The sequence below is a fragment of the Rhizobium sp. 05N49 genome (genome assembly GCF_056396805.1).
Map to the genome: position 1 here is coordinate 1 of NZ_JBFTME010000009.1, position 25,655 is coordinate 25,655.

Annotated in this window: 26 protein-coding genes and 1 other RNA gene; 15 read left to right on the forward strand and 12 right to left on the reverse strand. The window is 59.6% G+C overall.

The genetic code is table 11. The features are described 5' to 3' along the window. The 5 genes from AC1DF8_RS18785 to AC1DF8_RS18805 form a co-directional block, all read right to left on the reverse strand. On the reverse strand, nucleotides 1-1,393 hold a 1,393-nt coding region (locus AC1DF8_RS18785; RefSeq protein WP_478154429.1), incomplete at its 3' end, for a putative bifunctional lysylphosphatidylglycerol flippase/synthetase. A 202-nt stretch (nucleotides 1,394-1,595) separates the two neighbouring features. Beyond that, nucleotides 1,596-3,671, reverse strand: coding sequence for a mechanosensitive ion channel family protein (locus AC1DF8_RS18790; protein ID WP_183890036.1), 2,076 nt, complete (start codon nucleotides 3,669-3,671; stop codon nucleotides 1,596-1,598). A gap of 142 nt (nucleotides 3,672-3,813) precedes the next feature. Continuing rightward, nucleotides 3,814-4,839: a phosphogluconate dehydrogenase (NAD(+)-dependent, decarboxylating) gene (gene gnd / locus AC1DF8_RS18795; protein WP_112968846.1), complete on the reverse strand. Its 1,026-nt coding sequence runs from the start codon at nucleotides 4,837-4,839 to the stop codon at nucleotides 3,814-3,816. A gap of 236 nt (nucleotides 4,840-5,075) precedes the next feature. After that, the gene (locus tag AC1DF8_RS18800) at nucleotides 5,076-5,432 is read right to left on the reverse strand and encodes a VOC family protein (RefSeq protein WP_112968845.1); all 357 of its coding nucleotides are present in this window, start codon (nucleotides 5,430-5,432) and stop codon (nucleotides 5,076-5,078) included. 11 nt (nucleotides 5,433-5,443) lie between these two features. Then, the gene (locus AC1DF8_RS18805; RefSeq protein WP_183850663.1) at nucleotides 5,444-5,926 is read right to left on the reverse strand and encodes an SRPBCC domain-containing protein; all 483 of its coding nucleotides are present in this window, start codon (nucleotides 5,924-5,926) and stop codon (nucleotides 5,444-5,446) included. 56 nt (nucleotides 5,927-5,982) lie between these two features. Here AC1DF8_RS18805 and AC1DF8_RS18810 point away from each other — a divergent pair, with 56 nt between their 5' ends. From AC1DF8_RS18810 to AC1DF8_RS18820, 3 genes are all read left to right on the forward strand, one after another. Further along, nucleotides 5,983-6,315: an ArsR/SmtB family transcription factor gene (locus AC1DF8_RS18810; RefSeq protein ID WP_478154430.1), complete on the forward strand. Its 333-nt coding sequence runs from the start codon at nucleotides 5,983-5,985 to the stop codon at nucleotides 6,313-6,315. A gap of 30 nt (nucleotides 6,316-6,345) precedes the next feature. After that, a complete protein-coding gene (locus AC1DF8_RS18815) occupies nucleotides 6,346-6,879 on the forward strand; it encodes a helix-turn-helix domain-containing protein (RefSeq protein ID WP_478154431.1) in 534 nt (177 codons plus the stop codon). A 96-nt stretch (nucleotides 6,880-6,975) separates the two neighbouring features. After that, the gene (locus AC1DF8_RS18820) at nucleotides 6,976-7,965 is read left to right on the forward strand and encodes an NAD-dependent epimerase/dehydratase family protein (RefSeq protein WP_478154432.1); all 990 of its coding nucleotides are present in this window, start codon (nucleotides 6,976-6,978) and stop codon (nucleotides 7,963-7,965) included. Nucleotides 7,966-8,078: 113 nt separating this feature from the next. Here AC1DF8_RS18820 and AC1DF8_RS18825 read toward each other — a convergent pair whose 3' ends face one another. Both AC1DF8_RS18825 and AC1DF8_RS18830 read right to left on the reverse strand, forming a co-directional pair. After that, nucleotides 8,079-8,909 (reverse strand): aldo/keto reductase, encoded by an 831-nt coding sequence (locus tag AC1DF8_RS18825; RefSeq protein ID WP_478154433.1) that lies wholly within the window; start codon nucleotides 8,907-8,909, stop codon nucleotides 8,079-8,081. Nucleotides 8,910-8,934: 25 nt separating this feature from the next. Continuing rightward, the gene (locus tag AC1DF8_RS18830) at nucleotides 8,935-10,128 is read right to left on the reverse strand and encodes an MFS transporter (RefSeq protein ID WP_113116171.1); all 1,194 of its coding nucleotides are present in this window, start codon (nucleotides 10,126-10,128) and stop codon (nucleotides 8,935-8,937) included. A 115-nt stretch (nucleotides 10,129-10,243) separates the two neighbouring features. Between AC1DF8_RS18830 and AC1DF8_RS18835 the strand changes: the two genes are divergently transcribed. Both AC1DF8_RS18835 and AC1DF8_RS18840 read left to right on the forward strand, forming a co-directional pair. Next, on the forward strand, nucleotides 10,244-11,140 hold the full coding sequence (locus tag AC1DF8_RS18835; RefSeq protein ID WP_113205852.1) for a LysR family transcriptional regulator: 897 nt from the start codon (nucleotides 10,244-10,246) through the stop codon (nucleotides 11,138-11,140). Then, complete coding sequence (locus tag AC1DF8_RS18840; RefSeq protein WP_478154434.1) at nucleotides 11,137-11,748, forward strand: GrpB family protein; 612 nt, start codon at nucleotides 11,137-11,139, stop codon at nucleotides 11,746-11,748. The genes AC1DF8_RS18835 and AC1DF8_RS18840 overlap by 4 nt, the downstream gene beginning before the upstream one ends. 61 nt (nucleotides 11,749-11,809) lie before the next feature. Here the strand turns inward: AC1DF8_RS18840 and ssrS are convergent. The 3 genes from ssrS to AC1DF8_RS18855 form a co-directional block, all read right to left on the reverse strand. Continuing rightward, nucleotides 11,810-11,968, reverse strand: a non-coding RNA gene (ssrS, locus tag AC1DF8_RS18845) — 6S RNA. A gap of 59 nt (nucleotides 11,969-12,027) precedes the next feature. Beyond that, complete coding sequence (locus AC1DF8_RS18850; protein WP_113015555.1) at nucleotides 12,028-12,405, reverse strand: cell division protein ZapA; 378 nt, start codon at nucleotides 12,403-12,405, stop codon at nucleotides 12,028-12,030. Nucleotides 12,406-12,419: 14 nt separating this feature from the next. Beyond that, entirely contained in the window at nucleotides 12,420-12,695 is a 276-nt protein-coding gene (locus AC1DF8_RS18855) for a DUF4164 domain-containing protein (protein WP_112545050.1), read from the reverse strand. 333 nt (nucleotides 12,696-13,028) lie between these two features. Here AC1DF8_RS18855 and tkt point away from each other — a divergent pair, with 333 nt between their 5' ends. The 7 genes from tkt (at nucleotide 13,029) to AC1DF8_RS18890 (ending at nucleotide 22,406) form a co-directional block, all read left to right on the forward strand. After that, on the forward strand, nucleotides 13,029-15,002 hold the full coding sequence (tkt, locus tag AC1DF8_RS18860; protein WP_112545049.1) for a transketolase: 1,974 nt from the start codon (nucleotides 13,029-13,031) through the stop codon (nucleotides 15,000-15,002). Nucleotides 15,003-15,067: 65 nt separating this feature from the next. Then, complete coding sequence (gap, locus tag AC1DF8_RS18865) at nucleotides 15,068-16,078, forward strand: type I glyceraldehyde-3-phosphate dehydrogenase (RefSeq protein ID WP_112545061.1); 1,011 nt, start codon at nucleotides 15,068-15,070, stop codon at nucleotides 16,076-16,078. Between the two features lie 81 nt (nucleotides 16,079-16,159). Next, on the forward strand, nucleotides 16,160-16,669 hold the full coding sequence (locus tag AC1DF8_RS18870) for a GNAT family N-acetyltransferase (RefSeq protein ID WP_112968836.1): 510 nt from the start codon (nucleotides 16,160-16,162) through the stop codon (nucleotides 16,667-16,669). 273 nt (nucleotides 16,670-16,942) lie between these two features. Beyond that, nucleotides 16,943-18,793: a potassium/proton antiporter gene (locus tag AC1DF8_RS18875; RefSeq protein ID WP_112545047.1), complete on the forward strand. Its 1,851-nt coding sequence runs from the start codon at nucleotides 16,943-16,945 to the stop codon at nucleotides 18,791-18,793. 80 nt (nucleotides 18,794-18,873) lie between these two features. Further along, on the forward strand, nucleotides 18,874-20,070 hold the full coding sequence (locus AC1DF8_RS18880; protein ID WP_183881794.1) for a phosphoglycerate kinase: 1,197 nt from the start codon (nucleotides 18,874-18,876) through the stop codon (nucleotides 20,068-20,070). A gap of 231 nt (nucleotides 20,071-20,301) precedes the next feature. Beyond that, entirely contained in the window at nucleotides 20,302-21,327 is a 1,026-nt protein-coding gene (locus tag AC1DF8_RS18885; protein ID WP_112545045.1) for a class I fructose-bisphosphate aldolase, read from the forward strand. A 158-nt stretch (nucleotides 21,328-21,485) separates the two neighbouring features. Then, complete coding sequence (locus AC1DF8_RS18890) at nucleotides 21,486-22,406, forward strand: PhzF family phenazine biosynthesis protein (protein WP_183850678.1); 921 nt, start codon at nucleotides 21,486-21,488, stop codon at nucleotides 22,404-22,406. A gap of 6 nt (nucleotides 22,407-22,412) precedes the next feature. On the opposite strand, the gene AC1DF8_RS18895 is transcribed toward AC1DF8_RS18890, so the two are convergent. After that, nucleotides 22,413-22,580, reverse strand: coding sequence for a hypothetical protein (locus AC1DF8_RS18895; RefSeq protein WP_183850680.1), 168 nt, complete (start codon nucleotides 22,578-22,580; stop codon nucleotides 22,413-22,415). A gap of 175 nt (nucleotides 22,581-22,755) precedes the next feature. Here AC1DF8_RS18895 and AC1DF8_RS18900 point away from each other — a divergent pair, with 175 nt between their 5' ends. The 3 genes from AC1DF8_RS18900 (at nucleotide 22,756) to rcdA (ending at nucleotide 25,241) form a co-directional block, all read left to right on the forward strand. Beyond that, the gene (locus AC1DF8_RS18900) at nucleotides 22,756-24,036 is read left to right on the forward strand and encodes an MFS transporter (protein ID WP_112968833.1); all 1,281 of its coding nucleotides are present in this window, start codon (nucleotides 22,756-22,758) and stop codon (nucleotides 24,034-24,036) included. 124 nt (nucleotides 24,037-24,160) lie between these two features. Beyond that, nucleotides 24,161-24,352 carry a DUF1192 domain-containing protein gene (locus tag AC1DF8_RS18905; RefSeq protein WP_113015551.1) on the forward strand — a complete coding sequence of 64 codons (192 nt, stop codon included), beginning with the start codon at nucleotides 24,161-24,163 and terminating at the stop codon, nucleotides 24,350-24,352. 373 nt (nucleotides 24,353-24,725) lie between these two features. Beyond that, on the forward strand, nucleotides 24,726-25,241 hold the full coding sequence (gene rcdA, locus AC1DF8_RS18910; RefSeq protein WP_112545041.1) for a protease adaptor protein RcdA: 516 nt from the start codon (nucleotides 24,726-24,728) through the stop codon (nucleotides 25,239-25,241). 133 nt (nucleotides 25,242-25,374) lie between these two features. Here rcdA and rpmE read toward each other — a convergent pair whose 3' ends face one another. Next, nucleotides 25,375-25,596, reverse strand: coding sequence for a 50S ribosomal protein L31 (gene rpmE / locus AC1DF8_RS18915; RefSeq protein ID WP_112545040.1), 222 nt, complete (start codon nucleotides 25,594-25,596; stop codon nucleotides 25,375-25,377). Nucleotides 25,597-25,655 lie beyond the last annotated feature (59 nt).

A 25,655-nucleotide genomic window follows, 5' to 3' on the forward strand; every position in this document is an offset into this window, starting at 1 on the left:
ACGAAGAGAGCAGGATAACGACAGCTCCGACAATGATCACGGCAATCGCCGTCAGCCAGGATGTCGTCATCGCCTGGTTGAGAAGCGAAGCATGACGGGTGAAAAGTCGGCGACTAACAAAGAGGCCGAAAACCAGAAAGGCCAGGACAGCCGCTTCGACAAGCGCAATCGCTTTCAGCAGCGAAAGCGTCAGGGCAGCAACGGCGGAAAATACCGCAACCCACCAGGCACCATCGAGCCGCTGGCCAAGGCCGCGGGCCGCAACGACAAGGGCAAGCCCGAGCAGGCTGGAGAGGAAATGCGCACCTTCGACAATTGGCAGCGGCAGATAGTTGGAGAGAAATTCGAGGTTCTGATCGGGCGTCGGCGTCACACTCGAAAAGATCAGCATGACGCCCAGAAGCAGCGCCAGTGCCGAAAGAAGCTGCGGCATCAGCCGCCCGCCGATGCGCCGCACACTGGACGCCGCAGGATGATCCACGAAGCGGCGAAGCTCGGTCGCCGACACCGCAAGGATGGCGATCAGCAGCGGCAAGACGTGATAGATCAGGCGATAAAGAACCAGTGAGCCGAGAACGGCATCAATGTTCACCGCGCTRCCGAGCGAGGCGATGATGACGGTTTCAAAAACGCCAAGRCCCGCCGGCACATGGCTCAGCACGCCAAGYCCGACGGCAATCGCGTAGACCGCCAGAAACACCGGCCAACCGATCGCCGTTTGAGGCAGGAGCACGTAGAGCACCGAGGCGGAAGCCGCGATATCGAATGCGGTCACCAGGAACTGGCGCGACCAGGTGCGCGAATCCGGCAGGCGAAGCGCGATCGAACCGATTTCGATCACCCTGCCCTCGCGACCGACAATCATGAGAGAGCCGAGGATCGCCAGGATGACCGCCGCGACGATCCGAAGCCACAGGCCGCTGACATTGATCAGCGGYGCAATCTCATCGGCAATAACGAGAAGCGCGATTGCAGCCACAGCCGCAAGGCCGAGGCCGAAAGACAACGTCACGAAAGCAATGATCCGGCCGATATCYTCAGGCGAAATCCCAAGCCTCGTATAGGCACGGTAACGGATCGCCCCGCCTGACAATGCACCGAAACCGGCAGTATTGCCGACCGCATAGGCGCTGAAGGCGGTGAGCGCGACATGCGGAAAAGGCAGCCGCTTGCCGATATAGTCGATGGCGTTGAGATCGTAGAAAACGAGTGCCAGAAAGCTCAGCGCCGTGAAGAGCAAGGCGAGCAGGATCGAGCTCGGCCGGGTTGCCGAGGGCAAAATGAGGAGCGTGGCAAGAGCCGTCAGAGGCGTGCGATAGCGCCGGAAAACTGCGCCGACGGAAAAACCCTCTTCCGTCTCTGAATTCTCTTCCAACTTGCCGTGACCCGACATTTATTACCTGCTGCAATTGCCAATTTGGCGGGAATCTCTTCTGAGAGACGTAACATACGCAACATGCAAGCTCTATGAACCATGTTGCGGCTACCCACACCCGCGCACTTGCCGCCTCCTTCATCCCCAATTGGGGCAAATTTGCGCAGCGCACAGGCGTGATCGCATTGCAATTTCGTAAGCTCTGCCTTGCATTGGAAGATCAGGCCGCCGGTTCGCCCCCGGCATGGGCTTGTACCGCGTAGCGCGCCGCAGCGACACTCGCATCAATGTCACGCTCGCCGGCGACCTGCACCGTCGGAACGGCGAATTCGATGCCGTTTTCCTTGAAGGCGTTGCGGATCATCGCCAGCGCATTGCGGCGGATGACGAACTGCTCGCCGGGCTTTGTCATCATCGAGAGCCGGATCTCGATTGCGAATTCGCCGAACTGTTCGACACCCTTCATCTTCAAAGTTTCGATGATATTCGGACCCCATTCCGGGTTATCGAGAAGTTGCTGGCCGATCTGCTTGATGATCTTCTTCGTCTTCACGAGGTCCGTATCATAAGTGACATTCAGGCTGATCTTGTCGATCGTCCAGTCGCGGTTGAGGTTTTTGACGGCCCCAAGTTCGCCGAAAGGCACCGTGGTCAGCGGCCCGCGGTGATGGCGGAGTTTGACGGAACGCAGGCTGAAGGCCTCGACCACGCCCTTGTGGCTGCCGCTTTCGATATATTCACCGACACGAAAAGCATCGTCCCACAGATAGAACATGCCACTGATGACATCCTTGACGATCGTCTGCGCGCCGAAACCAACCGCAACGCCAACAACACCGGCACCCGCAATCAATGGCCCGATCTCAATGCCGAGACCTGAGAGCACCATGAGGATGGCGATCACGACGATGACGACGGCAAGGATGTTGCGGAAGATCGGCAGGAGCGTCTGCAGACGGGCACGCTTGACTTTTTCCTCATCGCTGACCGTACCGTCAGTGGGTGAATCCAGAAGCTTGCCGTCGATATAGGCCTTGACCAGATGCCAGAGCAGATCGGCCGCAAGCAGGATGACAATGCCGCCGATCGTGCCGCGCGCCACCCGGTCGATCATCGTCTCGTTTGACGTCATCATCGCAGCGGTTTCGACGCCGAGCATGCGTCCGAGCCAGATCGCGGCAAGGGCGATGATCAGAGCCCTTACACCGCGATCGAGCAAAACGGTCGCGATATGGCGCTTGGCAAGGAAACCGGCTTCGGCCTGGTGGAAGGATTTGACTGCGAGCGTCGAGACGGCAAGTACCCGTGGCAACAGTATGAGATAGATGCAGACCCAGAGAAGCCAATCGAAGCTCAGGACCCAGATGCCCCAGAGCAGGGCGAAATAGAGGGTCAACAACCAGGTAGCAGCATGACTGCGCCGCGTTTCATTGCCCGGTCGCGACCAGACCGCTTCCGTAGCGATCAGGAATAGGCCGATCCCAAGCACATAGCCGACCAGATAGCGTGTAGCCATCGAATAGCCGAGCGGTTCCATCGATTGGAGAACGGCCCAGCCGAAGACGAAATAGATGACGAACAGAATGCAGCGACGAAACCAGAATCGTGCGACCGCCGGATCGACCGCAACCGTCTCTCCCTCGCCGCGCGGCAGGGTGACGAGATCGACGATGACACCGCCGATGGAAACAGCGAAGCGCTGCACGACGACAGCGACCGCAATGGCAATCGCGATATTCAGGCTGATCGGCGGCCAGTTGAAGCTGATCAACGCAAGCCCGGTGGCAAGGCCGAAGACAATGGCCGGAATGACGCGCGCAGCAAGCCGCGTGCCCGTCATTTGCGCCGCCCGCTCCCGCCTTTCGCGCACGGCCCGTCGCACCAGGATTTCGACGACAAAACCGGTGACGAGGATAGCCAGAAATTGTGCGGCCATGCGCAGCGAACCCGCGGCTCCCAACTCGCCCCAGAAGAGCGATGAGGCCCGCGTGATTTCGGATGGCAATGTCATTGCAGCACCCGAGACCATGGCGATATGCCGGCGGGCGTGCTGGAGGCGGCCCGACAATATCGACATTTCCTCGTTATTGTCGGTCGAGGCAGCAGGCGCCGCCATTTGCGTCGCCATCCATTGCTTGACCTCCGGCGTCTGCATCAGCTCCATCATCTGCCGCACCTGGGCAGGCGGCGGCGCAACGTCGGTGGAGGCTGCCGGCGTCGTTTGTGCGGAAACGGCGCCGAAAAGAGAAAACAGCATCATGATGCTGCAGATGCCGATCGCAGAAATTCGCCGCATGCCCGCCTCCGATGTTACAGGTCAGGCTTTTATGCAAGTGCCACAACGGAAAAGCCAGACGAACAAACGGTTTAGCTGAATACCGGCAAAAAGAAAGCCGCCTGCCTTGCGGCCGGCGGCTGACATGAGAAATGCGCTTGCTCTACTTATGTGGTTTCTCGGCATGACCGCCGAAGCCGGCACGCATGGCCGAAAGCACCTTGTTGGCGAATTCGTCCTGGTCGCGCGAGGAGAAGCGGCCGTGAAGGGCAGCGCTGAGTACCGGCGTCGGCACGCTTTCATCGATCGCCGCCATGATCGTCCAGCGGCCCTCGCCGGAGTCCGAAACGCGGCCGGCATACTGAGTAAGCACCGGGTCCTTGTGCAGCGCATCGGCCGTCAGATCGAGCAGCCACGAGGTGATGACGCTGCCGCGGCGCCAGACTTCCGCAACTTCCGGCAGATTGAAATCGTACTGGTAGAATTCCGGATGGGAGAGCGGAGCCGTCTCGGCATCGGCCTCATGCGTCAGGGCGCCGACATTGGCGTGCTTCAGGATGTTGAGGCCTTCGGCATAAGCGGCCATCAGACCGTATTCGATGCCGTTATGGACCATCTTGACGAAGTGGCCTGCGCCATGCGGTCCGCAATGAAGGAAGCCCTGCTCGGCGGTGCTGAGAGCTGCAGCTTCGGGCGTGCGGTTCGGCGAGTTTTCCGCCGTGCCCGCGCCTGGCGCCAGCGCTGCGAAGATGGGCGTCAGATGCTGCACGATGCCCTTCTCGCCACCGATCATCAGGCAATAGCCGCGCTCGAGGCCGAACACGCCGCCGCTGGTGCCGACGTCGACGTAGTGGATGCCCTTGGTGATGAGCTCGGCGCCGCGGCGGATGTCGTCATGATAGTAGGAGTTGCCGCCGTCGATCAGGATATCGCCGTCATGGAGCAGCGGAACGATCGAGGCGATAACCTTGTCGGTAATCGCAGCCGGCAGCATCAGCCAGACTGCACGCGGACGGGCAAGCTTCGAAACGAATTCTTCGAGCGAGCCGCTGCCTTCGGCACCGAGCCCAACAAGATCGGCGACGCTTTCCGGCTTGGCGTCATAGACCACACATTCGTGGCCGCCCCGCATCAAGCGCTGGACCATGTAATTGCCCATACGGCCCAAACCTACCATGCCAAGCTGCATCTGAAATCTCCTGGGATTTAATCGATATGATTCCGGAAATTAGCACCGGCATCGTGACAGGCAAGCGAAGTCTCTGTCACAAAGGCGAGTGCGTCTGCTACACCTTGCGCGGGGCTATGCCTTCCGCAGGTAGCAATCTGCCGTCTTTGGAGCGCAATTCCAACCCTCCAACAGAGATATAGCCGCCTCGTCGGCGGCTACACGATCCAGCTCGGCATTGGTTTCAGCTGCATCGCCTAATTGCGGCTGGTCTCCCGTACCAGATGGACAATGCCTGTGGGGTTGAGGATCCAGCCGCCGCGAAGATTGGGTGGCAGTGGCTCTATGGCATCGCAGCGCGGGACACCGGCCTTTTCCAGATACTCTGCAGCACGCTCGAAATCCGGCGTCATGAATTCCAGCCAAAGCTCGGCCTGGCTCATGGTCGCCACCCGGTCGATCCAAAGCCGGATCGGCCCAAGCTCGAAGGAAACATCGTCTCCTTCAATTTCCTTCAGCTTCACAATGTCGCGGTAGAAGGAAACGGTGGCTTCATACTGATGCGGCGGAACCTTCATCGCGACGTCGACGCCGCCGTAGATCAGATCGTTCATGACGCTCCCCCTCAACCTTCCTGCGCCTTGGCCTGCTCACCCCGCATTTCGCTGAGGAACATGCCTTCGCGCAGATTGATGCCGTATTCGACAAAGGCCTTCATGCAGCAGAACATCTGCGTCCAGCCCTCGAGATTCTGGTAGGTTCCGCGCCGCCCCGGCTCATCCTCACGCCAACCATCCTCGGCGATGGTCACCATCGTGCCACCGTCATCAAGCGGCTTGAAATTCATCTCTACGAGGGTCTTGTAAGCCTTCTTCTCCTCGTCCGTGGCGCCATCCCATCGCAGCACGATCTTGCTGTCGGGCACAAGCTCGACCACCTCGACCGGCACGTCTTTCCACCAGGTCACCGTCGTGCCCTCAACCAGGGGCGCGCTCGCCCCGCCCACGGTGGTGAAGTAGCTCGAGAGCTTCTTTGGATTGACGACGGCATCGAAAACATCAGCCACCGGGCGGCCGATGCGGCCCGAGACGCGAATATTGAGGGACATGCGACTTCCTCCTCTTCTCCATTGTGTCTGATCCAATTATGTTATAAAAACATAACATGTCAAGTGAATCGGACGATGACCCCATTTTCAAGGCGCTGGCGCATCCCCGCCGCCGCGATATTCTCGATCTTCTGAAGGAAGAACCGCGCACGACGGGCGCGCTTTGCGAAGCATTCCCCGAGATGGATCGCTGCACGGTCATGCAGCATCTGAAGGTGCTGGAGGAAGCCGATCTGGTGATTGCCAGGAAGGAGGGCCGAGAGCGCTGGAACCATCTGAACAGCCTGCCGATCAAACAGATTCACGACCGCTGGATCAGCGCCTATGCAGGCCATGCACTGTCGATTCTCGACCGGCTGAAGAGCGACCTCGAGGGTCCGTCGCACTAGCTTGCTGCGGCAACTAGAGGGAGAGGAACCATGCTGATATCCGGATCTGCCATCCGTCGCATGCGCCAACTGCGCAAGATGAAGCAGGAACATCTGGCGGAATTGCTTGCTGTCAATCAGGCAACCGTCTCCCGCTGGGAGCGCGGCATCCTGCCAGTCACCGTTGCTCAGGCAACACGGCTGGAAAGCATCTTCGCAAGCAAATCATCCTCCGCCGATGCCGCGTTGAAACGTCTCGTCGAACATTCCCGGAGCAAGGTTCATCTTATCTGCGACCGCACCCACCGGCTTCTCGCAGTCTCCAGTGTACGGCAGAGCGAATGGCGCCTGCCGGTCTCCGATCTCCTGGACAGGTCTTTGCTCTCCTATGCGTCGCAGGAAATCGTGAAGACAGAGGGCGAACTCGCCGGCCTCGGCTGGCATGAAGGCCAAATGAATTCGCTGACACTGGAGACGGGCGCAAACGATAATCCGCACCTGCCCATCGTGGCCGGGCAGCTATTGTGGGAGCGCATCTTCCTGGCTGACGGCAGCGCCGCACGATTGGTTACGACACTCGACTGAGCCTGCAGATTTCCTGCATTCCGCTGCATAAATTATGCGTTGTCCCGCGAGAGCGGCCTTTGTTAGCGTCCGTCACCAACTGTCCGGAGACGCAGAATGACAATACTGGTGACGGGAAGCACAGGCCATCTGGGCGAAGCGCTGATGCGCACCTTGAGGGATCAAGGCCGTCGGGTCCGCGGCATCGATATCAAACCCTCGCCTTTTACCGATATGACCGGATCGATTACCGATCCCGATTTCATCCGCCGTGCGATGACAGGCATCACCGCCATTATCCACGCCGCCACGCTGCACAAGCCGCATGTCGGAACACACGCCAACAAGGATTTCATCGACACCAACGTCGCAGGCACGATGAACCTTCTCGAGCAGGCAGTCGCGGTAGGCGTAACAAGCTTCGTTTTCACCAGCACCACCAGTGCTTTCGGAGCGGCCCTGCGCCCGACCCCAGGCGAACCGGCCGCCTGGATCACCGAAGATGTTCTGCCCGTTGCCCGAAATATCTACGGCGTTACGAAGGTCGCAGCCGAAGGCATCTGCGAGCTCTTCGCGCGCACCATGTCACTGCCCGTCGTCGTTTTGAGGACTTCGCGATTCTTCCCGGAAGATGACGACGATCCCGATATTCGCAACCGCTACTCCGCCGACAACTCACAGGCCAACGAGTTGCTTTATCGGCGCGTCGATATCGAGGATGTGGTCGACGCCCATTTGCTGGCACTGGAAAGAGCGCCGTCCATCGGCTTCGGTCGTTATATCATTTCAGCGACGGCACCCTTCACCGAAGCCGATCTCGCCGACCTGCGCCGTGATGCGCGCGTGACGGCGGAGCGCCTTTTCCCCGACATGGCCGCACTTTACGCGGCGCGCGGATGGACGATGTTTCCGCACTTCGACCGCGTCTATGTCAATGCGCTGGCCCGACAGGAACTTGGCTGGCGCCCGAAGTACGACTTTCGACACCTGCTCGATTGCCTGCGCGACGGCAGGGAATGGAGAAGTCCGCTCGCTCTTCTCGTCGGCGCAAAGGGTTACCACGACCAGAATTTCGAGGATGGGCCTTACCCGCTACAGCGCCGCTGATACGGACCGCGAGGCAGGCCCGTATGCACAAGAAGAACCGGCGATAATTGCAGACATCGCCGCGCTCGCTTCAGCTCTAGCCGATAGGGAAACGGGCGCCGAAGCGCCCGTTCTCAAGCTGCCTTATCCCAGGCGGGAGCCAACCCTTCCGGGCTGACGATGCGACCATCGGGGTTCGCCAGCGCATGGATTGCGGACATCTCATCGGAAGAGAGTTCGAAATCGAAGATCGCCGCATTCTCCCGCGCGCGCTGTTCCGAGACTGTCTTGGAAAGCGCGATCAAATCCTGCTGCACGATCCAGCGCAGTACAATCTGCGCGATCGACCTGCCATGCTTGGCAGCAATCGTCTTGAGCGTTGCATCCTCGAACACCTTGCCGTCAGCCATGGCGTAATAGGCCGTCACCGACATATCGAGCTGCTTTGCAGCGCGCAGCACCGGCGTTTGATCGATATAGGGATGATACTCCACCTGGTTCGTCACGACTGGCAGACTACTGAGCTTGACGGCCTCCCGCATCAGATCGGTATTGAAGTTCGACACGCCGATATGGCGCACCTTGCCCGCCTTCGCCACTTCGTTCAGTGCGCCGATCTGCTCGGCGAGTGGTACGGCCTGGTTCGGCCAATGAAGCAGCAGAAGGTCGACATAATCAGTCTTCAACTTCTTCAGGCTCTCGTCGACCGACGCAAGGAAGGCATCACGCTTGTAGTTCTCGACCCAGACCTTGGTCGTCAGGAAGATATCGCCGCGAGCGACGCCGGAGCGGCGAATACCTTCGCCGACCTCGGCCTCGTTGCCGTAGATCTGCGCGGTGTCGATGTGGCGATAGCCATTGACGAGCACGCGGGAGACCATGCGTTCGGCGTCGGGTCCCGGCACGCGGAACGTGCCAAAGCCGAGGGCCGGGATGGAGGCRCCATTGGCGCTGACGAATTTCATGCTGTTTCCTTTCAAGTCGGAGAGATCAGGCCGCGCTGCAGGCAGCGGCAGCATTCGGGATGGAGCGGCGGTCGAGCGCACCGCTCCTGATGGTGAGGCCTAGGGCAACGGTGACGAGCGCGGCAGCAACGAAGGGCGTGGCGCCTAGCCCGAAGCGGGATTCGACGACCAGACCGCCGATCCAGGCGCCCATGGCGATGCCGAGGTTGAAGGCGGCGATATTGAGCGCCGAGGCGACATCGACGGCGTTCGGCTGCAGCTGACGTGCAAGCTGCACGACATAGAGCTGCAGGCCGGGCACATTGGCGAAGGACAGGAAGCCGAGGATTGCAAGCGTCGGGATCGTCAGCCAGGGCGAGACAGCGGTGAAGCCAAAGAGCACCAGCACGAGTGCTTGAGCGATGAACAGGAAGGTCAGAGCCTTGACCGGATCACGGTTGGAGATGCGCCCGCCGACGACGTTGCCGACGGCAATCGCCACGCCATAGAGCATCAGGATCAGGCCGACGGCCGAGGAGGCAAAACCGGTAACTTGCTCAAGGATCGGCGCAAGGAAGGTGAAGGCAACAAAAGTGCCGCCATAACCGAGTGCCGTCATGGCGTAAACGAGAAGCAGCCGCCCCGTGGCAAGTACGCGGATCTGTTCACCGATGCTGGCCGGCGGAGCCTTCTTGAGGTTCGAGGGCAGCAGGAAGGCAATGGCTGCGAAGGCAACGATACCGAGACCGGCAACGGCAGCAAAGGTGGTGCGCCAGCCGAAAGTCTGGCCAATGAACGTGCCGAGCGGAACGCCGGTGACGATCGCAACCGTCAGGCCCATGAACATCATCGCAATAGCCGACGCCCTTCGGTTCTCCGGCACAAGATCGGCAGCGATGGTGGAACCGACGGAAAAGAAGACGCCGTGCGCAAAGGCCGAGACGACGCGGGCAATCAGCAGCACTTCATAACCGGGGCTGAGCGCCGCGATGATGTGACCGATAATAAAGAGCGCCATCAGCCCAAGCATGAGCGGCTTGCGCTCGATCCGTCCGGTCAACGCCGTCAGGATCGGTGCGCCGAAGGTAACGCCCAACGCATAGACGCTGACGATGAGGCCGGCGAGCGGCAGGGTGATGTGAAGGTCGGTGGCAACCGTCGGCAGCAGGCCGACGATGACGAATTCCGTCGTGCCGATCGCGTAAGCCGCAATCGTCAATGCAAAGAGAGCGAGTGGCATGAGAGTGACCCGATGATTGGTTCTTGTTCGGGTCGGAATATGGGCGTGGCGCACTTCCTCGATAATTGCCTATAATAGCTCAACAGTTGTGAATTGAATTCAAGATAGGAAACGGATGGATAACCGCATCGGCGAGATGGATGTCTTCGTGCAGGTGGCCGAACTGCAAAGCTTCTCGGCCGCTGGCCGCAAGCTCAAGCTTTCGCCCTCCGCCGTCAGCAAGCTCGTCACCCGGCTCGAGGACCGTCTCGGCACGCGTCTTCTGGTGCGCACGACCCGCGCCCTGCAACTGACGCCAGAGGGCGAAATCTATCTCGAACGCTCCCGACGCATCCTCGCCGACATCGAGGAAACGGAACGCGCCGTCGCAGCAGGCGGCACGACGGTGGCTCGGGGACGCCTGCGCGTGAGCACCTCGGTCGCCTTCGGCGTTCGCTACATCGTGCCGCTGGTGCCCGATTTCCTGAAGCTTTATCCCGAGGTCGACCTCGACCTCGCGCTCAGCGATGGCATTATAGATATCATCGGCGAACGCGCCGACATCGCCATCCGTTCGGGCGCCTTGCGCGATTCCTCACTGAAGGCGCGCAAGCTCCTCGAAAGCCGCCGCGTTATCGTTGCCTCACCCGGCTATCTGAAACGGCAAGGCATCCCGGAAAGCCCTGAGGATCTCGATCGTCACAACTGCCTGACCTTCAGCTTCCGCTCGACCTCTGAGGAATGGCCATTCCGCAATCCCGAAAATGGCGGCCGCTTCTCGAGACCCGTCTTTGGCAACCTCGAAACCAACAACGGACCGACGGCTCGCAGCCTTTGCCTCGCCGGCCTTGGCCTTTCTCGTGTCGGTCAGTTCCATGTACAGCCGGATATTGATGCCGGAACGCTGGTGCCCGTATTGGAAACCTATAATCCTGAAGATATCGAACTCATTCACGCCGTTTATCCCGGTCACGAACATCTTGCCGCACGTATCCGGGCCTTCATCGATTTCCTGGTCGAGAACATTCATTGAGGAAGACCTCCGTCATTCCCCTGTCACGGCTCAACGATAGCGAGCGCTCCATGCCGATAGAAATCCATCCGCCGCGCCAAAGCTGGGCCGACGACTTCGCAAGTTTGAAGCGGACCATTCTGCGCGCAGCACCCGCCGGTGCCACACTCCATCATATCGGCTCCACCGCCGTGCCCGGACTTGTCGCAAAGGATATCATCGACATCCAGGTGAGTGTCGATGCTCTTGAGCTGGTCGATAGAACAGCGTTCGAACGCGAGGGGTTCGAGAGCCGCTCGATCGTAACCGATCACTGTCCACCAGGTCTCGATCTGGCAGATGGCGAGCTGAGAAAGCTGTATTTCAAAAACAGGGGCCGGCCCGCGAATATCCATGTTCGTGAAAGGGGCCGCTTCAATCAGCGCTATCCGCTTTTATGCCGGGATTTCCTGCGCGCTCATCCGACGGCGGCAGCAGCCTACGGGCTGATCAAGCAACGCCTCGCCGGCTTTTTCCCTGACAATGCCGAAGCCTATTACGATATCAAGGATCCGGTTTTCGATATCATCATGGAGGGCGCCTACGACTGGGCAAAGCTCACCGGCTGGAGTGAACCACCAGTCGACTGAAAGCGGGACTTGTCGGGAAATATCAGCGCCGGCCAAGAAGAACCCGCCGACGAGAGATAAAGCGCGATCCACACAACCGGTGGAAACTTTCGATCCTGGGCGCCTACGAAAGTAGGTGGGCGCCGTATGTCCAGACCCACGAGCCCGGACAGGGACAGCTCCCTAAGGATCGGGTATGGCCCCGAGGATTCATTGTTCCTGTCGAGAAGCACAGACCGCGTGAGCGAATATAGGGACATTTGCAGCACCGCACCAGTGGGGCAGCACCGCTCTCCCAAATTAATTAAGCTCGGCCGGCGTACGGCCGTTCAGCTTGTCGGTAATGCCCTGAATACGGCTCGTGACCTCCGAAAGCGCCACTGCAATGCCTTCTTCCGTGCGAGCGGTGGCGGCAATTACCGTGTCCCGGTTGCTGCGGAGCGACTCCAGCTCCGATTCCAGCCCGGCAACACGTCGCGTCAGCTCCGAGATCTCGTCCATCACCATGATGCCGGCCATGACGGTGATCCTGAGATCGCCGATTTCGCCGAACTGACCCTTGAGATGGCCGACATAACGGTCGAAACGAACTGCGAGGTCGGTCAGATGATCTTCCTGCCCCTCTTCGCAGGCCATGCGATAGGCCTTGCCGTCGATCGTAACCGTTACCTGCGCCATGTCATCATGTCCTCTTAGCGGTCAAGAACCGCGCGGATCGTTTCCATCGCCGTCACCAGACGCCGCGAAACCTCGCGATTGACCTCTTCCAGCCGGTTCGCGCGGAATTCAGCCTGGTCGAGCTCCTGGGCAAGGCGCGAGCGGTCGGCATGCACGCGGCGGACTTCGCCTTCGATCTCGCCCTGCTCACGCTGGCGCTCGATGCGCATGTCGACAGCATTCTCGAGGCCCGAGATTGCCTGTTTGAGCTCCGTAAGCGCAGCTTCGATGATGTTGCCATTAGGCGTCATGTCTTTTCCGGTTCCCCGCACAAGACCCGCGAATCGGCCTCTGTCGCCGACCCTGTATTTTCAAGAGGATATGCAGCTAGGCTGGAGCGCGTCAATAAAGCCCCTCGGCTACCCCCTGCCCTATTCTGTGGATGAGCGATTTACACAAGCCTGTCACACAAGATTCGTCTTTTGTAAAACTTGACGGTCAAATGTCAAAAATCGTCGCACCCGGCCTCCAAACGGCTTCCATTTTGTTGACTTGGCCGTTCCAACTGGTATGTCTCGACCGCTCTCATTGATGGTCTTGGCAGGCTCGAGGCCATCCTCAAACCCGGAACTAGCGGAAAAGCCATGACCTCACGCGAACAAAACGACCGGATGGCGAATGCGATCCGTTTCCTCTCCATGGATGCTGTCGAAAAGGCGAATTCCGGCCACCCGGGCATGCCGATGGGCATGGCGGATGTGGCAACTGTCCTCTTTACCAAATATCTCCGCTTCGATCCCCAGAAGCCGCACTGGCCGAACCGCGACCGCTTTGTTCTCTCTGCCGGTCATGGCTCGATGCTGCTCTACTCGCTTCTCTATTTGACCGGCTATCCAGACATGTCGGTCGAGGACTTGAAGCAGTTCCGTCAGCTCGGCTCCAAGACCGCCGGCCATCCGGAATATGGCCATGCCACCGGCATCGAAACGACCACTGGCCCGCTCGGCCAGGGCATTGCCAATGCCGTCGGCATGGCGATCGCCGAGCGCAAGCTGCGCGACGAGTTTGGTCCGGAATTGCAGGACCACTACACTTACGTCATCAATGGCGACGGCTGCCTGATGGAAGGCATCAGCCACGAAGCGATCGCGCTTGCCGGCCACCTGAAGCTCAACAAGCTGATCCTCTTCTGGGACAACAACTCGATCACCATCGACGGCGCCGTTTCCCTGTCCGACTCGACCGATCAGGTCGCTCGCTTCAAGGCCGTTCATTGGAACACGATCGAGATTGACGGTCACGACCAGGCCGCCATCGCCGATGCGATCGAAGCCGCCCACAAGTCTGACCGTCCGACCTTCATCGCCTGCAAGACGGTCATCGGCTTTGGCGCTCCGAACAAGCAAGGCACCCACAAGGTGCACGGAAACCCGCTCGGCGCCGACGAAATCGCCGCCACCCGCAAGGCGCTGAACTGGGAATACGAGCCCTTCGTCGTTCCCTCCGACGTCCTCGACGCATGGCGCGCCGCCGGCACCCGCTCTGACAATATCGTCAAGGCATGGGAAGAAACGCTGTCCAAGTCGCCGGCCAAGGCCGAGTTCACCCGTCGTTTTGCCGGTGACCTGCCTGAAGGCTTCGACAAGGCTATCGACGACTACAAGAAGAAGCTTGCCGAAACCAAGCCGACGATCGCTTCCCGCAAGGCATCCGAAGATGCGCTCGAAGTCATCAACGGCTTCGTGCCGGAAACGCTCGGCGGCTCCGCTGACCTGACGCCGTCGAACAATACCAAGACCAGCCAGATGCATTCGATCACGCCGACGGATTTCGCCGGCCGCTATATGCACTGGGGCATCCGTGAGCACGGCATGGCCTCTGCCATGAACGGCATCGCACTCCATGGCGGTCTTATTCCTTACGGCGGCGGCTTCATGATCTTCTCGGATTATTGCCGCCCACCGATCCGCCTCGCCTCGCTCATGGGCATCCGTGTCATCCACGTGCTCACCCATGACTCGATCGGCGTTGGCGAAGATGGGCCGACGCACCAGCCGGTTGAACAGATCGCCGGCCTGCGTGCGGTGCCGAACCTGCGTGTCTTCCGCCCGGCCGACGCAGTCGAGACCGCGGAATGCTGGCAGATCGCCATGAAGAGCAAGGACCATCCGTCCGCTCTGGCCCTGACCCGTCAAAACCTGACGACCGTCCGCACCGAGTATAATCAGAAGAACCTCTGCGAACTCGGCGCCTATACGCTCGCCGGCAACGCAGATGCCAAGGTCACGATCTTCGCCTCGGGTTCGGAAGTGGAACTCGCCGTTGCCGCCCGTGCAACGCTTGAAGGCAAGGGTGTCAGCACCCGGGTCGTTTCCGTTCCCTGCACGGAACTCTTCTTCGATCAGCCGGAGGCTTACCGCAAGGAAATCCTCGGCAACTCGCCGGTCAAGATCGCCGTCGAAGCCGCCGTTCGCGAAGGCTGGGATGCCTTTATCGGTCCGGAAGGCACCTTCGTCGGCATGAAGGGTTTCGGCGCGTCCGGCCCGGCCAAGAAGGTGTTCGAGCATTTCGGCATCACGGCGGACGCCGTCGTCGCAGCAGCAGAAGCCAAGCTTTAAGGGAGTGCCTTCGGGCGCTTCCTCATCTATTATCCGCAATCCCAATCTCTAGGGAGTGAATGAACATGACAGTCAAGGTTGCCATCAACGGTTTCGGTCGTATCGGCCGCAACGTTCTTCGCGCCATCGTCGAATCCGGCCGTACGGACATCGAAGTCGTCGCCATCAACGACCTCGGCCCGGTCGAGACCAACGCCCACCTGCTGCGTTACGACTCCATCCACGGTAAGTTCCCGGCCGAAGTGAAGGTCGAAGGCGACACGATCGTGGTCGGCGGCGGCAAGCCTATCAAGGTCACCGCGATCAAGGATCCGGCAACCCTTCCCCACAGGGAATTGGGTGTCGACATCGCGATGGAATGCACGGGCATCTTCACCGCCCGCGACAAGGCCGCTGCTCATCTGACGGCTGGTGCCAAGCGCGTCATCGTTTCGGCTCCTGCCGACGGCGCTGACCTGACCGTTGTCTTCGGCGTCAACCATGACCAGCTCACCAAGGAGCATCTGGTCATCTCCAACGCCTCCTGCACCACCAACTGCCTGGTGCCGGTCGTGAAGATTCTCGACGACGCCGTTGGCATCGACCACGGCTTCATGACCACTATCCACTCCTACACCGGCGACCAGCCGACGCTCGATACGATGCACAAGGACCTGTATCGCGCCCGCGCTGCTGCTCTCTCGATGATCCCGACCTCGACGGGTGCTGCCAAGGCCGTCGGCCTCGTTCTGCCGCACCTCAAGGGCAAGCTCGACGGCACCTCGATCCGCGTTCCGACCCCGAACGTTTCGGTCGTCGATTTCAAGTTCGTTGCCAAGAAGGCCACCACGGTCGGCGAAATCAACGAAGCGATCAAGGCTGCCGCAAACGGCAAGCTGAAGGGCATCCTCGGTTACACCGATGAGCCGCTCGTTTCCCGTGACTTCAACCACGACAGCCACTCCTCGATCTTCGCGACCGACCAGACGAAGGTCATGGAAGGCAACTTCGTGCGCGTCCTGTCCTGGTACGACAACGAGTGGGGCTTCTCCAGCCGCATGTCCGACACGGCTGTTGCCTTCGCCAAGCTCATCTAAGCGTCAGGCATCAAGATCAGGAAGCGGCTCGGGAAACCGGGCCGTTTTCATTTTGGGCGATCGATCAGGAGATGGAAGAGCATGTCGCAACTGACTATTCGCAACGCGACGGTTGATGACGCCGATGAACTCTGCGGGCTCATCAATGAAATCATCGAAGCGGGCGGCACGACTGCCCTCGAGGATCGCTTTTCGCCCGAACTTTTGGCCGACTGGTTCATATCCGGCGAATTCGCCCTCATCTGCCATGTGGCGCAGGCAGGGTCCGGCCTCGCCGGTTTTCAGTTCCTCAGCCGTTACGGCGATTTGCCGAAGGGGTGGGCCGATATCGGAACTTTCGCGCGCCTGAACCCGAAGATCCCAGGCGTCGGCACTGCCCTGTTTGCCGCAACACGTTCTGCAGCCAAAGAACGCAATATCGAAATCATCAACGCAACCATCCGCGCCGACAACATTGGCGGGCTGGCGTACTACGAGAAGATGGGGTTCCGTACCTATAACACGCTGAAGAAAGTGCCGCTTAAGGACGGTACGCCCATGGACCGAATTCAGAAGCAATTTCAGGTGACGAAAAATGGAAGCGGCCTCTAACGGTCTCATCAACAAAAAGTGTGGCGCTCCCTCTGCCTGCCCTGCTCTCGCCTGATTTGCTCATACATTCTTTATAGAGACTTTTTCCAATAGCATTCTTTTCTGGCCCTCACCCCAAGGGCCGTCCAGCAGCATGACGCAGCAATGCAGCCGAGGTTAAGCCGCAAGGCCTACCCTTCTGCTGTTTTTTGCCGTTTACTGAAAGATCGTGCTGGACGTTGGGGGATGGGCGGGGCGGCTGCGGGATGGCGTGACGAAGCGAAAGGGGTAGGCATGGAAGCGTTTTATATCGTGGTGCTGGTTGCGACGGCGCTCGTGCTTCTTGCGGCCTTCTCGAGCCTGCTTGCGTTCCGCTTCGGCGCTCCTCTCCTGCTGCTGTTTCTGATGATCGGGCTTGCTGCCGGCGTCGATGGCCTCGGCATCGAATTCAGCAACAACTACCTCGCCTATATTCTGGGCTCCATCGCGCTTGCGATTATCCTTTTTGATTCCGGCTTCGGTACACCGATGCAAGCCTTCCGGATTGCCGCGATACCGTCATTGACATTGGCATCGGTCGGCGTGCTCTTGACCGCCGGGCTCTTCGCCTTCGCCGCTCGCTGGCTGCTGCATTTCAGCTGGCTGGAAGGCATGCTGCTTGGCTCGATTGTCGCCTCAACCGATGCTGCAGCCGTCTTCTTCCTGCTGCGCATCGGCGGCATCAACATCCGAGACAAGGTGCGCTCTACTCTGGAAGTCGAATCCGGCACCAACGACCCGATGGCGATCTTCCTGACCATCGCCCTGGTCGAGGTTCTCGCCAGCGGCGAACGTTACGCCGGCATCAATATCGGCATGCTCGCCATGTTCATTCAGCAGATGGGTCTTGGCGTCATCCTCGGCCTGCTCGGCGGCATGATGATCGTGCTGATCGCCGGGCGGCTGGAAACGGATCGCGGCCTCACGCCAATCTTCGTGCTGGCGCTCGCCTTGCTCGTCTTCTCCTTCACCGGCGCGGTTGGCGGCAGCGGCTTCCTCGCCGTCTACGTTGCCGGCATCTATGCCGGAAACCGAAAGATGCAGGCGATCGGCACCATCAGGCGCTTTCAGGACGGCATGACCTGGCTTGCCCAGATCATTATGTTCCTTGTGCTCGGCCTGTTGGCGACGCCTTCGCAATTCCCTGTCATCATCGTGCCGGCGATCCTGCTCGCTCTCTTCCTGATCTTCGTCGCCCGGCCGCTCGCCGTCTGGCTGTCGCTGCTGCCGTTCGATTATACGCAGCAGGAAATCGGCTTTGTCGCCTGGGTCGGTCTGCGCGGCGCAGTCTCAATCCTGCTTGCCATCATGCCGATCCTCGGCGGCCTGCAGCACAGCCAGATCTACTTCAACACCGCCTTCATCATCGTGCTCGTCTCGCTCCTCGTGCAGGGCTGGACAATCAAGCCGGTCGCCAAGCGCCTCGGTCTCATCATTCCGCCGCGCATCGGCGCGGTCGACAAAGTTGAGGTCGACCTGCCAGGCGCGGCCAATCACGAGCTGCTTTCCTATCGCGTCGTCAAGGACAGCCCGGTTCTGCGTGGCGAGCGCATTCCGCGCTGGGCGGCACCCTCGCTTGTGATCCGCGACGGCAAGTCGATGCGCTACCAATATGCCGGTCGCCTGAGGGAAAACGATCTTGTCTACCTCTTCATCGCTCCCAGCTATTCGCGCCTGCTCGACCGGCTCTTCGCCAGTCGCGCACCTGTTGATGAGGATGACGCGGAATTTTTTGGCGCCTTCGCGCTGTCGCCGGCTCGCCCTGCCGCCGATCTCGATGCCGCCTATGGTCCGGGCCTGCTCAATGAATCCGAGAAGGGTTTGACGATCGCCGAACTGATGAAACAGCGCCTCGGCGGCAAGGCGGATTATGCTGATCGCGTCCGTCTCGGCTCGCTCATTCTCATCGTCCGCGACCTCGACGATCAGGATCACATCACCTCTGTCGGCATGTCATTGGAGGCCGTGGAGCCCGCCATAACATTGCCGATCTTCATCAATCTGCGCGAAATTATCCAGCGTACCCGCGACCGTATGAAAGGCCGCAAGAGGCATGAGGTGACGGCTGCGGAAAGTGCTGCCGGACGTGACGAAACCCCACGCTAAAACGGCCGCCGACTGCCTTGCGTCTCCTTCGATCCTTGCTATGGTCGGCGCAACTTTCGCAACCACGAACGGATCCTTCCATGGCAGCTTTCAAGACCCTCGACGACCTCAACGATATCGCCGGCAAGCGCGTTCTCGTCCGCGTCGACCTCAACGTCCCGGTCAAGGACGGCAAGGTTACGGACACGACCCGCATCGAGCGCGTCGCGCCGACGATCCTTGAACTGTCGAAAAAGGGAGCGAAGGTCATCCTGCTCGCCCATTTCGGCCGCCCGAAGGACGGCCCCTCGGCAGAATTCTCGCTTTCTCTGATTGCTCCGTCGGTCGAGGCGGTGCTCGACCACGCCGTGCTGACTGCGTCCGACTGCATCGGCCAAGCCGCCGCTTCCGCCGTCGCGAAGATGAACAATGGCGATATCCTGCTTCTGGAAAACACCCGCTTCCACAAGGGAGAGGAAAAGAACGATCCTGAATTCACAAAGGCGCTCGCCGCAAACGGCGATATCTATGTGAACGACGCCTTCTCCGCTGCTCACCGCGCCCACGCCTCCACCGAAGGCCTTGCCCATCACCTGCCGGCCTATGCGGGGCGCACGATGCAGGCAGAACTCGAGGCGCTCGAAAAAGGCCTCGGCAACCCGATCCGTCCGGTCGTCGCCATCGTCGGTGGCGCCAAGGTCTCGACCAAGATCGACCTTCTTATGAACCTCGTGAAGAAGGTCGACGCGCTCGTGATCGGCGGCGGCATGGCCAACACCTTCATCGCCGCCCGAGGCACCAATGTCGGCAAGTCGCTCTGCGAACATGACCTCGCCGATACCGCCAAGCAGATCATGATCGAAGCCGCCACGGCCGGCTGCGCGATCGTTCTGCCGGAAGACGGGGTTATCGCCCGCGAATTCAAGGCAGGAGCGGCCAATGAGATCGTCTCGATCGAAGCCATCCCCGGTGACGCCATGGTCCTCGATGTCGGTCCAAAGTCGGTCGAAGCCGTCAAGGCCTGGATCGAGCGCGCCACGACGCTCGTCTGGAACGGTCCGCTCGGCGCCTTCGAAATCGAGCCTTTCGACGCAGCGACCGTCGCCGCTGCGAAATATGCCGCCGAGCGCACCAAGGCCGGCAAGCTCACGTCAGTTGCAGGCGGCGGCGATACGGTCTCGGCGCTGAACCATGCCGGCGTTGCCGAAGAATTTACCTATGTTTCGACGGCAGGCGGCGCCTTCCTCGAATGGATGGAAGGCAAGGAACTGCCGGGCGTGGCCGTTCTCTCTCGGTAACGGCCGATTGGCGATAAGCCGATTCGGCAGATATTCCAGCAGGATAGGCCGCGGGAATGAACGCTTCCGCGGTCTTTTGCTCAAGAAGAGGAAAAATTCCCGAACTTTCAAACGATTGAAATCATTTCAATCGTTTCAATGACTTAGCGCTCCCATTTTTCTCGCTATAAACTTCTGTTATCCGAGTTCTATATTGTCAATTCTACCGGGTTTCATTGTGGAGAGAACGAGATGAGCGAACGACTGGAAGACATTGCAGTAAAGATGGTTGCTGGCGGTCGGGGCCTGCTTGCCGCCGATGAATCGACCTCCACCATCAAGAAGCGTTTCGATGCGATCAATCTTGAATCGACCGAAACCAGCCGACGCGATTATCGCGAGATGCTCTTCCGCTCGGAAGACGCAATGAAGAAGTACATTTCCGGCGTCATCCTCTACGAGGAAACCCTGTATCAGAAAGCCGCTGACGGCACGTCTTTCGTCGACATCATCAAGGCTGCCGACAGCATTCCGGGCATTAAGGTCGATATCGGCGCCAAGCCGATGGCAAAATATCCGGGTGAAACCGTCACCGAAGGCCTTGATGGCCTCGCAGACCGGCTTGCCAGATATTATGAGGCCGGCGCCCGCTTCGCCAAGTGGCGCGGCGTCATCGCCATCTCGCAGACCCTGCCGAGCCGTGGTTCCGTGCGCGCCAACGCCCAGGCGCTGGCTCGCTATGCCGCGCTCTGCCAGGAAGCCAAGATCGTACCGATCGTCGAGCCGGAATGCCTGATGGACGGAAAGCCGGGCGACCACAATATCGACCGTTGCGCCGAAGTGACCGAATCCACGCTGCGCATCGTGTTCGAGGAACTTGCTGATGCCCGTGTCAGCCTCGAGGGCATGATCCTGAAACCGAACATGGTCATTGACGGCAAGAATGCCCGCAAGGCCTCGGTTGCGGAAGTGGCGGAGCGCACCGTCCAGGTGTTGAAGCGCACGGTTCCGTCATCCGTTCCGGGGATCGCCTTCCTCTCCGGCGGCCAGACCACGGAAGAAGCGACAGCCCATCTCTCCGCCATCAACTCCGGTTATGAGCTGCCCTGGTTTGTCACCTTCTCCTATGGCCGTGCTCTGCAGGACAGTGCACTCAAGGCCTGGAACGGCAAGCAGGAAAACGTCGCTGCCGGCCAGCGCGAATTCGCACACCGCGCCGAGATGAACAGCCTCGCCGCCAAGGGCAACTGGAAGGCCGAACTCGAAAAGGCCGCATGAGCCTTTTGGATGCTTGAGAAAACAGACAGGCGGCGAGCACCCTCGCCGCCTGTCTTTGTTCTTGCCAGTCGCGAAGCCGATTTGTCATGGCGACAAGATAGTCCTTCGCAGCAACAACGAGCCTCGATAATCATGGTGCCACCATTGTTGGAGCCGCCATGAACAGCTTGTCCTACCTCACCGTCGACGTCTTCACCTCCACCCGCTATGAGGGCAATCCGCTCGCGGTCATGAGCGACGCCAGGGGCATCAGCGATGCGGCAATGCAAAAGATTGCCGCCGAGTTCGGCTATTCCGAAGTAACCTTCGTGCTGCCGCCCGAGAACCCCGAAAACACCGCAAAAGTTCGCATCTTCACGCCGACAATGGAGGTGCCGTTCGCGGGGCATCCCAATGTCGGCACTGCCTATGTTCTCGGCCAGCAGAACGAAATCTTCGGTCGCGCCATTGGCGATAGGCTGCGGTTCGAGGAAAAGGCCGGCCTCGTGGAAGTCACCCTGCAGCGCCGTGAAGGCCGAGTCACCGGAGCAACCATCCGTGCTCCACGGCCGCTTGAAATAGGCGACAGAATATCCGAGACCGTCATTGCCGATTGCGTCTCCCTTGATCCCTCCTCGATCCGCAAGAACAAGCATGCCCCAGTCTTTGCCTCGGTGGGACTGAACTTCGCCATCGCAGAACTCGAGAGTCTCGAGGCTCTGGCCGCGGCAAGTCCCAATCTGAACGGCTTCCAGGCGGCGGCTAGGGGCGTGGCCGGCAGCCATGACTTTTCGCTCTTCCTCTATGTACGTCCCGCCGCTACCCCCTGGAACATCCGCGCCCGCATGTTCGCGCCGCTGGACAACGTCATTGAAGATCCGGCGACCGGAAGCGCATCAGCCGCCCTCTCCGCCTATCTCGTCTCGCTGCTGCCGGAGGCGGACGTCAGCCAGCACGTGACGATCGAACAGGGCGTCGAAATGGGCCGGCGCAGCATCATCGAACTCGATGTCGTCAAGACGGTCGGCACGGTCACTGACGTGACGATCTCGGGAAGCTGCGTGCCGATGATGAAAGGCGAGATCATCCTGCAGGACTGACCCCGCCTATTGCACCAGGAAATCACGCGCCAGCAAGGCCACCGCCCAGATGGCAAAGGCAATCAGCGCGATCTTCCAGAAATCCATCCGGCGGCGCAGCCCCGGATAGCCGAGCGGCTTGATGATCTGGATTGCCATGGCAAGGATGAGTAGCAACGCTATCAGCTTTGTCATGGCTTTATTTTTTCCATTTATCAGAATGTCACAGGACGGACATTTTTTCACGCGAACACAGGAATATCTACACGCCGTAAAGGCATTCCGGGACACAATCAACACTCTTATGGACTGGGCAGATTAACGTCGCGCCTTATGTCTTTTTCGAAGCGAACACGCCGAGTCTGGGGATATGACAAGAAATCTGCTGTCCGTCGCTGCGCTGCTCTTTGGCACGCTCTTCCTTTTCATGGGCAACGGACTGCAGGGCATTCTGCTTCCTGTGCGCGGAAACCTCGAAGGTTATGCCACGACCACGCTCGGTCTGCTCGGGACCTCCTGGGCGGCAGGTTTCGTTATTGGCTGCCTGGTTGCACCGAAGATGGTGCGTCGCGTCGGCCATGTGCGCGCGTTCTCCGGCTTTATCGCCATCATCGCCATCATCGCGCTTGTCAGCGGCATCATCATTGATCCGGTCTGGTGGGTCATCCTGCGTGCCGTCACCGGTTTCTCCACTGCCGGGACTTCGATGATCATCGAAAGCTGGCTGAACGAACGGGCGAACAATGAGAGCCGCGGCGCGATCTTCTCGCTCTATATCGGCATCACCCTCCTTGGCGTCGTGGGCGGCCAGATGATGATCCCGCTCGAAGACGTGCGCACGCCCGTACTCTTCATGATCTGCGGCATCTTCTACTGCATCGCCATGCTGCCGACGACGCTGTCGACCGCAGCCTCACCGCAGCCGCTGAAAGCAGTCAAACTGGATCTGCCTGCGCTCTATCGCAATTCGCCGGTTTCCTGCCTCGGCATCCTGCTGGTTGGCATTGCCAATGGCGCCTATGGTACGCTCGGGGCCGTCTTCGGCGCGGGTGCGGGTCTTTCCGACACCTCGATTGCCGTGATGATGAGCACCACCATCTTTGCCGGCGCGGTGATGCAGCTTCCGGCCGGACGCCTGTCAGATCGTATCGACCGTCGCTACGTCCTGGCAGCCATGTCAGCCATCGCGGCGCTCGCCGGGCTCCTGATCTTCCTCCTGCATCCGTCCTCCCCAGCCTTCCTGATCGGCCTCGTCATCCTCTACGGTGCGGTCGCCAATACGCTCTATCCGATCGCTGTCGCCCATGCGAACGACTTTGCCTCATCGGAGGATTTCGTAAAGGTTTCCGGCGGCCTGCTGCTGCTCTACGGCATCGGCACCGTTATCGGGCCGACGATCGGAGGTCCGGTCATGTCAGTCGTCAGCCCCCATGCACTCTTCCTGGTGACAGCGCTCGCCCATCTCCTGATCACCGGCTATGCCATCCTCAGAAGCCGCATTCGTGCAGCCATTCCGGCGAGCGACCGCGATGCCTATACGACGATCCCGACAGCAACATCTCCGACGCTTACGCCGCAAAGCATGTCGCTTGCCGATCGCAGCTCCAACAAGTCTCCCGAAAGCGGCGATCCTGCTGTAAAGTTCGGCTGACGGACTGAGGCATGTCGCGCGAAAAATGCGCAGCGATTTTGCGATAGCGACACGCTTGCAACAGAGACTTGAAGCGTGGGCCGAAATCCTAGTGATCGCCACACGGTTTGCAGGAGGAGCGACAATGAGCTTGATGGATGACGATAGGCCGCAGAAGAAGACAGCGCACGAGATCGGCTCCGATCTCTCCATGCTTTCGGTCGACGAGTTGAGAGCACGCGTGGAACTTTTGAAAACCGAGATCGCACGGCTCGAGGCCGAGGCCGCCAAGAAGGCTTCCGGCCGATTGGCCGCCGAAAATCTTTTCCGGTCATAAGACTGTGAGCGAGCAAATATTGCTTCGTATTTACTTTCGTTAAGTCTTAAATCGGGACGACATTAATAAAAAATTAAGCTTTATAAGGTATTACTGATGCTGTTCAGATTCTTCTGGACCTCAGACAGTTTTCCAAGCGGTGAATTGGTCTGATTTTTCTCCCTGTTTTACCTTGAGAGCCGCTTTTGCGGCTCTTCTTTTTGCGCTGCCTTAGACCTTTCCACGAAACTGTGGAGATTAACCTTTTCTTAAGAAACGGCTTGCGCATCTAGGTTAAAGATACCATCTTGAAATCACGAAGACCGGCTTGGGAAACTTTTTCCGGGAACCCGGCGTTACCTGATAGTAGATGCGTGCAACAGGGATTCTTTAGATGTCGGAACTTGGATTGAATACAATCAGTTTTGCTGGCCGCGCTGCCGCATCCTCGCAGTTCAAGACGCTGTATGCAGAGGGCATGTCGCTGGTCGAAGAAACCGCATCCTATCTCGACGGCCAGGGCCGCGCAGCCTCCAAGGTGCTGCCGCGCATGGCCTCGGTACTTTATGCGGCTGAATCAATGCGCCTCACAACCCGCCTGATGCAGATGGCTTCCTGGCTGCTGCTGCAGCGCGCCGTCAACAATGGCGAAATGTCCCGCGATCAGGTCCTGGCCGAGAAAAACAAGGTCCGGCTCGATGGCTTCAACGTCGATCGCAATGCTCCGGGCTGGGGCGACCTGCCGGAATCCTTCCGCGATCTCGTGGAGCGCTCGCTTCGCCTGCAGAACCGCATCGCCCTGCTCGACCGTGAAATCTACCGCCCGGCAGAAGCTGCGATCGTTCCCGATAATCAGAACAGCGTCCAGGCCCAGCTTTCCCTGCTGCAGACGGCCTTCGGCAACAACTGATCTGACATCATAGAATTCATGAAACCGGCTGCGGTGACGCGGCCGGTTTTTTATTTGCGCGCCAGTAATATCCCAAAACAAAAAAGCCCGACACAAGGCCGGGCTTTTGAATAATCCGCAAAGCGGAAGCGAATTAGAGGCCGAGGCCGCCGAAACGCTTGTTGAACTTCGAGACACGGCCGCCGCGGTCCATGAGCTGCTGGTTGCCGCCAGTCCAGGCCGGGTGCGACTTGGAGTCGATTTCGAGGTTCATGACAGCGCCTTCCGAACCCCAGGTCGAGCGGGTTTCGTACTCGGTGCCATCGGTCATGACTACCTTGATGGTATGGTAGTCGGGATGGATGCCTTCCTTCATGACAATCTTCCTGCGATGCCGAGGTCCAATTTGCCGCAGACAGTTGCGGCGGAAGAACC

What these genes read in the sequence shown, in the direction of transcription:
- AC1DF8_RS18790 (WP_183890036.1), bottom strand. Translation starts at nt 3,671, where the DNA reads ATGCGGCGAATTTCTGCGATCGGCATCTGCAGCATCATGATGCTGTTT.
- gnd (WP_112968846.1), bottom strand. Translation starts at nt 4,839, where the DNA reads ATGCAGCTTGGCATGGTAGGTTTGGGCCGTATGGGCAATTACATGGTC.
- AC1DF8_RS18800 (WP_112968845.1), bottom strand. Translation starts at nt 5,432, where the DNA reads ATGAACGATCTGATCTACGGCGGCGTCGACGTCGCGATGAAGGTTCCG.
- AC1DF8_RS18805 (WP_183850663.1), bottom strand. Translation starts at nt 5,926, where the DNA reads ATGTCCCTCAATATTCGCGTCTCGGGCCGCATCGGCCGCCCGGTGGCT.
- AC1DF8_RS18810 (WP_478154430.1), top strand. Translation starts at nt 5,983, where the DNA reads ATGTCAAGTGAATCGGACGATGACCCCATTTTCAAGGCGCTGGCGCAT.
- AC1DF8_RS18815 (WP_478154431.1), top strand. Translation starts at nt 6,346, where the DNA reads ATGCTGATATCCGGATCTGCCATCCGTCGCATGCGCCAACTGCGCAAG.
- AC1DF8_RS18820 (WP_478154432.1), top strand. Translation starts at nt 6,976, where the DNA reads ATGACAATACTGGTGACGGGAAGCACAGGCCATCTGGGCGAAGCGCTG.
- AC1DF8_RS18830 (WP_113116171.1), bottom strand. Translation starts at nt 10,128, where the DNA reads ATGCCACTCGCTCTCTTTGCATTGACGATTGCGGCTTACGCGATCGGC.
- AC1DF8_RS18835 (WP_113205852.1), top strand. Translation starts at nt 10,244, where the DNA reads ATGGATAACCGCATCGGCGAGATGGATGTCTTCGTGCAGGTGGCCGAA.
- AC1DF8_RS18850 (WP_113015555.1), bottom strand. Translation starts at nt 12,405, where the DNA reads ATGGCGCAGGTAACGGTTACGATCGACGGCAAGGCCTATCGCATGGCC.
- AC1DF8_RS18855 (WP_112545050.1), bottom strand. Translation starts at nt 12,695, where the DNA reads ATGACGCCTAATGGCAACATCATCGAAGCTGCGCTTACGGAGCTCAAA.
- tkt (WP_112545049.1), top strand. Translation starts at nt 13,029, where the DNA reads ATGACCTCACGCGAACAAAACGACCGGATGGCGAATGCGATCCGTTTC.
- gap (WP_112545061.1), top strand. Translation starts at nt 15,068, where the DNA reads ATGACAGTCAAGGTTGCCATCAACGGTTTCGGTCGTATCGGCCGCAAC.
- AC1DF8_RS18870 (WP_112968836.1), top strand. Translation starts at nt 16,160, where the DNA reads ATGTCGCAACTGACTATTCGCAACGCGACGGTTGATGACGCCGATGAA.
- AC1DF8_RS18875 (WP_112545047.1), top strand. Translation starts at nt 16,943, where the DNA reads ATGGAAGCGTTTTATATCGTGGTGCTGGTTGCGACGGCGCTCGTGCTT.
- AC1DF8_RS18880 (WP_183881794.1), top strand. Translation starts at nt 18,874, where the DNA reads ATGGCAGCTTTCAAGACCCTCGACGACCTCAACGATATCGCCGGCAAG.
- AC1DF8_RS18885 (WP_112545045.1), top strand. Translation starts at nt 20,302, where the DNA reads ATGAGCGAACGACTGGAAGACATTGCAGTAAAGATGGTTGCTGGCGGT.
- AC1DF8_RS18890 (WP_183850678.1), top strand. Translation starts at nt 21,486, where the DNA reads ATGAACAGCTTGTCCTACCTCACCGTCGACGTCTTCACCTCCACCCGC.
- AC1DF8_RS18895 (WP_183850680.1), bottom strand. Translation starts at nt 22,580, where the DNA reads ATGACAAAGCTGATAGCGTTGCTACTCATCCTTGCCATGGCAATCCAG.
- AC1DF8_RS18900 (WP_112968833.1), top strand. Translation starts at nt 22,756, where the DNA reads ATGACAAGAAATCTGCTGTCCGTCGCTGCGCTGCTCTTTGGCACGCTC.
- AC1DF8_RS18905 (WP_113015551.1), top strand. Translation starts at nt 24,161, where the DNA reads ATGAGCTTGATGGATGACGATAGGCCGCAGAAGAAGACAGCGCACGAG.
- rcdA (WP_112545041.1), top strand. Translation starts at nt 24,726, where the DNA reads ATGTCGGAACTTGGATTGAATACAATCAGTTTTGCTGGCCGCGCTGCC.
- rpmE (WP_112545040.1), bottom strand. Translation starts at nt 25,596, where the DNA reads ATGAAGGAAGGCATCCATCCCGACTACCATACCATCAAGGTAGTCATG.